This window comes from Frateuria sp. Soil773 (genome assembly GCF_001428405.1).
Classification (GTDB): domain Bacteria; phylum Pseudomonadota; class Gammaproteobacteria; order Xanthomonadales; family Rhodanobacteraceae; genus LMSL01.
The window spans coordinates 37,835-44,205 of sequence record NZ_LMSL01000040.1; the positions used below are offsets into that span (position 1 = coordinate 37,835).

At 69.0% G+C, this 6,371-nt stretch carries 8 protein-coding genes; 2 read left to right on the forward strand and 6 right to left on the reverse strand.

What is annotated here, in order from left to right:
- Window positions 1–184: 184 nt before the first annotated feature.
- Window positions 185–1,186 (forward strand): RluA family pseudouridine synthase, encoded by a 1,002-nt coding sequence (locus tag ASG87_RS14505; RefSeq protein ID WP_082583006.1) that lies wholly within the window; start codon window positions 185–187, stop codon window positions 1,184–1,186.
- Here ASG87_RS14505 and ASG87_RS14510 read toward each other — a convergent pair.
- Window positions 1,154–2,644: a CPBP family glutamic-type intramembrane protease gene (locus ASG87_RS14510; protein WP_056006653.1), complete on the reverse strand. Its 1,491-nt coding sequence runs from the start codon at window positions 2,642–2,644 to the stop codon at window positions 1,154–1,156. The genes ASG87_RS14505 and ASG87_RS14510 overlap by 33 nt on opposite strands.
- Before the next feature lie 7 nt (window positions 2,645–2,651).
- Window positions 2,652–2,993, reverse strand: coding sequence for a 4a-hydroxytetrahydrobiopterin dehydratase (locus ASG87_RS14515; RefSeq protein ID WP_056006655.1), 342 nt, complete (start codon window positions 2,991–2,993; stop codon window positions 2,652–2,654).
- Window positions 2,994–3,155: 162 nt separating this feature from the next.
- Between ASG87_RS14515 and ASG87_RS14520 the strand changes: the two genes are divergently transcribed.
- The gene (locus ASG87_RS14520) at window positions 3,156–3,764 is read left to right on the forward strand and encodes an NfuA family Fe-S biogenesis protein (protein ID WP_056006658.1); all 609 of its coding nucleotides are present in this window, start codon (window positions 3,156–3,158) and stop codon (window positions 3,762–3,764) included.
- 21 nt (window positions 3,765–3,785) lie between these two features.
- Here the strand turns inward: ASG87_RS14520 and ASG87_RS20675 are convergent, their stop codons facing one another.
- From ASG87_RS20675 to ASG87_RS14535, 4 genes are all read right to left on the reverse strand, one after another.
- Window positions 3,786–3,944 carry a hypothetical protein gene (locus tag ASG87_RS20675; protein ID WP_200949122.1) on the reverse strand — a complete coding sequence of 53 codons (159 nt, stop codon included), beginning with the start codon at window positions 3,942–3,944 and terminating at the stop codon, window positions 3,786–3,788.
- A gap of 77 nt (window positions 3,945–4,021) precedes the next feature.
- The gene (locus tag ASG87_RS14525) at window positions 4,022–4,378 is read right to left on the reverse strand and encodes a cytochrome c (RefSeq protein WP_056006661.1); all 357 of its coding nucleotides are present in this window, start codon (window positions 4,376–4,378) and stop codon (window positions 4,022–4,024) included.
- Window positions 4,379–4,396: 18 nt separating this feature from the next.
- Window positions 4,397–4,720: a cytochrome c gene (locus tag ASG87_RS14530; protein ID WP_056007316.1), complete on the reverse strand. Its 324-nt coding sequence runs from the start codon at window positions 4,718–4,720 to the stop codon at window positions 4,397–4,399.
- Between the two features lie 118 nt (window positions 4,721–4,838).
- Entirely contained in the window at window positions 4,839–6,071 is a 1,233-nt protein-coding gene (locus tag ASG87_RS14535; RefSeq protein ID WP_056006665.1) for a TraB/GumN family protein, read from the reverse strand.
- Window positions 6,072–6,371 lie beyond the last annotated feature (300 nt).

The window sequence follows — 6,371 nt, forward strand, 5'->3', positions numbered from 1 at the left end:
TCGCTCGATACCGGACAACGGCAACCCGAACCGTTACGATGAAAGGGAGCCGCGACCGGCTGCCGGGGATGGCGGCCGGCGCAATCCTCGCCGACGTCACGGGCGGGCGCCCGATCCCCTCCAAGAACTTCGACGGGCCGGGCGTAGCGCCCGCCGAGTATCCTATTTCGCCAGGTTTTTTTCAATGCAGACGGCAACTTCCCGTGACGCACCTCAAGGTGTACGTCAAGTCGAGATCGGCCCGGAGCGGGACGGACAGCGCATCGACAATGCCCTGGCGACCCTGCTCAAGGGCGTTCCCAAGAGCATGATCTACCGCATTTTGCGCACCGGCCAGGTACGCGTTAACGGCAAGCGGGCGAAGCCGGATACGCGTCTCACGGCCGGCGATATGCTGCGCATCCCGCCGATCCGGGTGGCCGAGCGGCCGGAAGGCCAGGGGCCGTCCGCCGGGTTGGTGGCCCAGGTGGCCGAGGCGGTGATCTTCGAGGACAAGCACTTCCTGGTCATCGACAAGCCGGCCGGCATCGCCAGCCATGGCGGCAGCGGTGTCAGCCACGGCGCGATCGAGCTGCTGCGGGCGGCACGCCCCAACGAGCACCTGGAACTGGTCCATCGGCTGGACCGGGATACCAGCGGGGTGCTGGTGTTCGCCCGGACCCGGGCCGGGCTGGTCGGGCTGCAGGCGGCGATCCGCGCGGGGCAGGTCACCAAGCAGTACCTGTGCCTGATGACCGGACATCCGCCCAAGGCCAGGTTCGACGTCAACGCGCCGCTGCTGAAATCGGTGCTTCAGGGCGGAGAACGCATGGTAAGAGTGTCCGATAACGGCAAGCCATCGCTCACTTTTTTCCGCGAGGTCGAGCAGTATCCGAGTGCCCGGCTGATGCAGGCGACCCTGGGCACCGGGCGCACCCACCAGATCCGCGTGCACGCCGCCCACGTCGGCTACCCACTGGCCGGCGACCCGAAATACGGCAACAAGGAGATGAACAAGCGCTACCGGGAGCTGGGCTTGCAGCGGATGTTCCTGCATGCCTCGCACCTCAGCTTCGAACTGGACGGGCGCGACTACAGTTTTTCGGCCACCTTGCCGGACGACTTGAAGAATTTCCTGGATGTGCTTGCCGTCAAAGGGAAAAGACTCGTCTATCTATTGGAAAAAACGCGCGCTGACCTCGAGTGAGCGCAAGGCTCCGCCAGCCAGCCCGGCCTGTACCAGCAAGGCGCAGGCCGCGTGGGCGACGGCGACCGACAACAGGCTGCGCCCGCGCAGGAAACCCCAGGCCCACCAGGCTTCGGCCAGCAGGCAAAGCTGCATCAGGGCGCCGTTCGGGGTATGCAGCAGGGCGAACAGGGTAGCCGCAGCCAGTACGGCCATCCCGGACCAGGGCAGGAGTCTCTCCAGCCGCGGCAGGACCACGGTCAGCATCAGCCATTGCTGCAACGTCGCCCAGAGCAGGTAGACCAAGGCCCCGCGCCACCCCGGTGCCTGCAGGGAATGGCCCCAGGCCAGCACCAGCGCGACCGCGGCCAGCACGGGCCAGCCCGCCCATGCCGCATCCTGCCAGCGTCCGAACCAGCGCCATGGGCGGGCGCCGTCCCGCCTGGCGAAGGCGAACAGCAGGGCGCCGACGAAGGCCGCCAGGGCAGGCAAGGGCCGGTCCGATCCCCATTGAAGGCCGGCGATCAGCCATAACGGCCCGACCAGGATGGCGGAAAGTTCGAGCAGCCGGCCGGCCCGGCCGTCCGATTGCGGCCGGCGGCGCCACAGCCACAGCAGGCCCAGGAGATAGAGCCCGCTGGCCGTGGTCGGCATCCATGCGGGCGAGGGGGCAGGCGGCGATGCCGACAACGGCTGCTCACCCGGTTGCAGCAGGGCCGCCGGCCAGCGGGCGCGTGCCATGTCGCGCCGTTGCAGCAGGCTTTCCGCCGAGGCATGGCCGGGCAGGCGGACGCGCGGCATCGCCGGGTCCGCCTGCGGGTTGCCGCCGGACGCATTCATCGAGGGTGCTTGGCCGGGAGGCGCGGGCGCGGCCATCGCAGGTCCAGGCGGTGCGGCAAGCAAGGCTACCCGGCGCAGTTCCAGGCGGGCGCCTGCCGGTATCCGTGGGCGCAGGCGCAGCATGGTGGCGACGGAAGGCGCCGTGCAGCCGCCTTGCGCGGAATGCCCGCGCAGGGCGCGCAGGTCGATGGTGAGATCCAGGTCGCCGGCCGGCAGTGTGGCCCCGGTCGCCAGGCAGGCGCGTTCCGCACTGTCGCGCCACGTCAGGTCCAGGGTTCCGGCGGCGCTGCCATGGCCTTGTACCCGCAGCAATGGCCAGTGCAGCAGGTCGATCGTCTGCGCCAGCGGCAGGCCCAGCTCGAACGGCGAGCCGTCGCGGCTGGCGATGCGCAGCCCGTCGTTGCCGGCGCGCACGTCGGCGGCGCCGAAGGCGCGCCCCGCGACCAGGTCGCCGGGCTTGTGCAGCCGCCACTGCCACAGCGGTTGCCCGGCCTGCGCGGCGGCCAGCATCTGCTCCGACCGGTGGCGCAGGTGGCTGGCGGTGAGGGTGGAGGCGAGCTGGCGCAGGCCGAGCAGGAGCAGGCCCACGGCAAGGCCGGTGCCGAGGATCGCGACGAGGCGTTGCGCCGGCGTGCGCACGGAGGAATCAGCGTGCCAGCAGGGCCTCGACGCGGGCGGCGCAGATGAAGTCGTTCAGCGACAGCCCGCCGACGTCGTGGGTGGACCACAGCAGCCGGCAATGGCCGTAGCCGGCCTCGATGTCCGGATGATGGTCCTCGTGGTTGGCCATGAAGCCGACCGCGTTGATGAAGCCGAGCGTGCGGTGGAAATCGCCGAAGCGGAAATCCTTGGCGATCGCCTTGCCGTCGTCGCTGAGCTGCCAGCCGGGCAACTGCCGCAGCCACTGCGCGATCTGGGCCGGCGCGACCGCGTGTTCCGGACCCTTGCGCGGCTGGCAGTGCTGGGTGGCGAGGTCGGTGTGGCTCATGCTGCTCTCCGCTGTCCGGGCAAAGATGCGAAGCGTCGAAGTTGCGCGCGAAAATGTCAAAGCCGAGCATTCGCGGCAAAACAGGACTAAAATGGTGCTGTTTTCGCCGGACCCTTGGCGGGCACCCCCGCGGGCATCCCCTCCGGCGCATGGAGTCGAGGCATGATCGATATTTCGGAACGCGCGCAGCACCACTTCCGGCGGTTGCTGGCACAACAGGGCAACGAGGATTTCGGCATCCTGCTGCGGGTCACCTCGCCGGGCACGGCCGCCGCCAACTGCGGGCTGGAGTTCTGCGAGCCGGGCGAACTGGACGGCAGCGAGTGGCTGGTCGAGTGCGACGGCTTCAACTTCTACCTCGACGGCGACAGCGCGCCGTGGCTGGAAGGCGCCAGCATCGACTACGAGCCGAACAAGACCGGCGGCCAGTTGAACATCCGCGCGCCGCGGATCAAGGGCGAGCTGCCCGGCGCGGAGGCGGGGTTGGTCGAGCGCGTGCGCTACGTGCTGGAGGCCGAGGTGAACCCCCGGATCGCCGCCCACGGCGGCCGCATCAGCCTGCTCGAAGTGAGCGCCGACGGCGTGGTGGTGCTGCAGTTCGGCGGCGGCTGCCACGGCTGCGGCATGGCCGACGTGACGCTCAAGCACGGCGTGGAGAAGACCCTGCGCGAGCGCGTGCCGGAGATCACCGAGGTGCGCGACGCCACCGACCACTCGCGCGGCAGCAACCCCTACTACAGCAAGCCCGAGGGCCGGTCGGCGATGGGTTGACGCAACGGGGCGGCCCGGCGGTCACTTCCGGCGGCGCAGCAGCGTCACGAAGGCGGCGGTGAAGACCAGCCCGAGCGACAGGCCGATGCCGGCTCCCCACAGGGCGCCGGCATCGCCGCCGAAGGCGTTGCCGACCACGACGCCGAACACGAACAGCAATGGCAACGGCAGGCAGCCCACGCGCGCTCCTCAAAAGAAAATGCCCGCAACGCAGGTTGCGGGCATTTCGTCGGGCGATCAACCGCTGGCGGTGACGATTACTTCTCGCCCTGGATGTGGCCCTCGAGCGTGTCGAGCTTGGTCGGCAGGCTGGAGAAGTAGGCGGCGACGTCCTCGATGTCCTGGTCGGACAGGGTGGCCACGAAGCCCTTCATGATCGCGTTGTTGCGGCGGCCGTCCTTGTACTCGTGCAGCACCTGCTGCAGGTACAGGTTGTACTGGCCGGCCAGGCGCGGGTACTGCGGATCGACCGAGTTGCCGTCGGCACCGTGGCAGGCGAAGCAGGCGGCCGCCTTGGTCTTACCGTTCTCGATGCTGCCCGACGAGGCCATCGACTGGGTGGAGGCGAACGCCAGCACGGCGCCGAACGAGAGCAGGGTGAGCGCACGTTTCATGCGAGAGTCCTTCAAGGCTTACTTGGCGAGGCTGGAGAGATAGGCGGCGATGTCGGCGATGTCCTTGTCGGACAGGCTCTCCGCCTGCGCCATCATGGTCGGGTGCGTGCGCTCGCCGCTCTTGTAGCCATGCAGGGCGTTGGCGATGTACTGCTCGTTCTGGCCGGCGATCTTCGGAACCGGGTAGTTCGGGTAGGCATTGGTGTAACCGGTCACGCCGTGGCAGCCGTTGCAGGTGTAAACCAGCTTGCGCCCGGCGGCCTTGTCGCCATCGGCGTGCGCGCTGCCAGCGGCGAACAGGGCTGCGGCCGCGATCAGGCCGAACAGTTGCAGTCGAGTCATCGAGATCATTCCCACGGACGGTCGGTACGGTGCAAAGTCGCGGAAGTATAGTGGCTGCGTCGGAGCAGGGACAACATCGGCCACCGCCGCGGCCGGGGGCCGGAGCCCGGAACGGCGCCTAGAACAGGCTCTTGAAGATGTGGATGCCGGCGCTGTATTCGCCGATCACCGTGCCCACGCTGACCAGGATGAAGTTGAGCAGGGTGCGCGCCACGCGGTTCTTCCACCAGCCGCTCCAGTGGCCGATGTCGTTGCGCAGGGTTTCGAAGTCGGCCACGCGCGGCTTGCGTATCCACGCCTCGGCCATCGCGCTGATGCCGCCGGCCGGGATGCCCGGGCGGAACGGCTTGATCGGCGCGGCGACGAACGCCGCGGCGATGCTCAACGGGTGGCCGCCGGCCACGATGGCGCCCAGCGCGGCGAAGCCGCCGGTGAACAGCACCCAGTCGCGCAGCGCCTGCGTGCCCAGCGTGGTGTCGCGGTGGAAGGCGTAGGCGATCGCGGCGAACACCAGCAGCACCAGGGCCAGCGCCAGCCATTTCGGCCAGCGCGATTTAGCCGGCGTCCGCGCCAGCTCGGCCACCTTGGCGGCCGGGTCGTCCTGCTGGCTGCGCAGGGCCTCGCCCATGCCCTTCAGGTGCCCGGCGCCGATCACCACCAGCACGCGGCGCGGTTCGGGCGTGGCCGAACGCATCGCTTCCTCGCGCAGGCGCGCGGCCATGAACGTGTCGCGTTCGCTGATCAGGCTGCCGTACAGCGCCGACGAATTGCTGGCGAACTCGCTGAAGGCGCTCTCCATCAGGTCGCCCTGCTTGAGTTTCTCGATCTCCTTCTCGTCGATCTGCTCGCGCTCGAACACGCTGGCGAGCAGGCCGCCGAGCAGGCCGAAGCGCTGCCAGAAGCCGACGCTGCGCCAGGCCCGGCGCAAGGTGGTGCCGACCTCGCGGTCCACCAGCCACAACGGCAGGCCGCGCTGCTCGGCACCGTCCATCGCCGCCTTCATCTCGGCGCCCGGCTGGATGCCGTACTGCTCGGCCAGCCGCTGTTGGAACGAAGACAGCACCAGGCTCGCCGCCACCATGCCGACCTTGCCCTGGCGGATCACCTGGAACAGGTCCATCTGCTTGAACGCCTCGGGATCGCGCATGCCCTGCGCGCGGCTGGGGCACAGCTCCACCGCGACCGCATCGAACCGCTCCTGTGCCAGCAGGGCCTCGACCGCAGCCACGCTGGCGCGCGACACGTGCGCCGTGCCCAGCACCACGTACTCCACGCCATCGCGCTCGATGCGCTCGATCGGCTGGCCGTCGAGCGCGGATGGCGGGGCTACGTCGATTTCGGGAAGGCTCATGCGCTCGTCACGGCGGGCTGGGGAACCCCAAGCATGGGGATGGCCGCCATGCGACGCAAGCCGCGCGGCGGTCGGGGCATTCGGTGAAGCCTTCGGTGAGGCATCGGAACGTTCCCGCTCCGGACCGTCATCCCGGCGAAAGCCGGGATCCGGCGTCTTGGTACTTCGACAGACTGGGGGCGAAAGTCACTGGATCCCGGCTTTTGCCGGGATGACATACTTGGAGCGGCGGATGATCGGGCTTGGGAGGCGATGTTCGAGGCTTGCTGCAGCGAAGTCCGGTATGGTCAAGCTGAGTGG

Coding starts and splice junctions, on each gene's coding strand:
- ASG87_RS14530 (WP_056007316.1), bottom strand. CDS start 4,720: ATGACTCGACTGCAACTGTTCGGCCTGATCGCGGCCGCAGCCCTGTTC.
- ASG87_RS14520 (WP_056006658.1), top strand. CDS start 3,156: ATGATCGATATTTCGGAACGCGCGCAGCACCACTTCCGGCGGTTGCTG.
- ASG87_RS14525 (WP_056006661.1), bottom strand. CDS start 4,378: ATGAAACGTGCGCTCACCCTGCTCTCGTTCGGCGCCGTGCTGGCGTTC.
- ASG87_RS14535 (WP_056006665.1), bottom strand. CDS start 6,071: ATGAGCCTTCCCGAAATCGACGTAGCCCCGCCATCCGCGCTCGACGGC.
- ASG87_RS14505 (WP_082583006.1), top strand. CDS start 185: ATGCAGACGGCAACTTCCCGTGACGCACCTCAAGGTGTACGTCAAGTC.
- ASG87_RS14515 (WP_056006655.1), bottom strand. CDS start 2,993: ATGAGCCACACCGACCTCGCCACCCAGCACTGCCAGCCGCGCAAGGGT.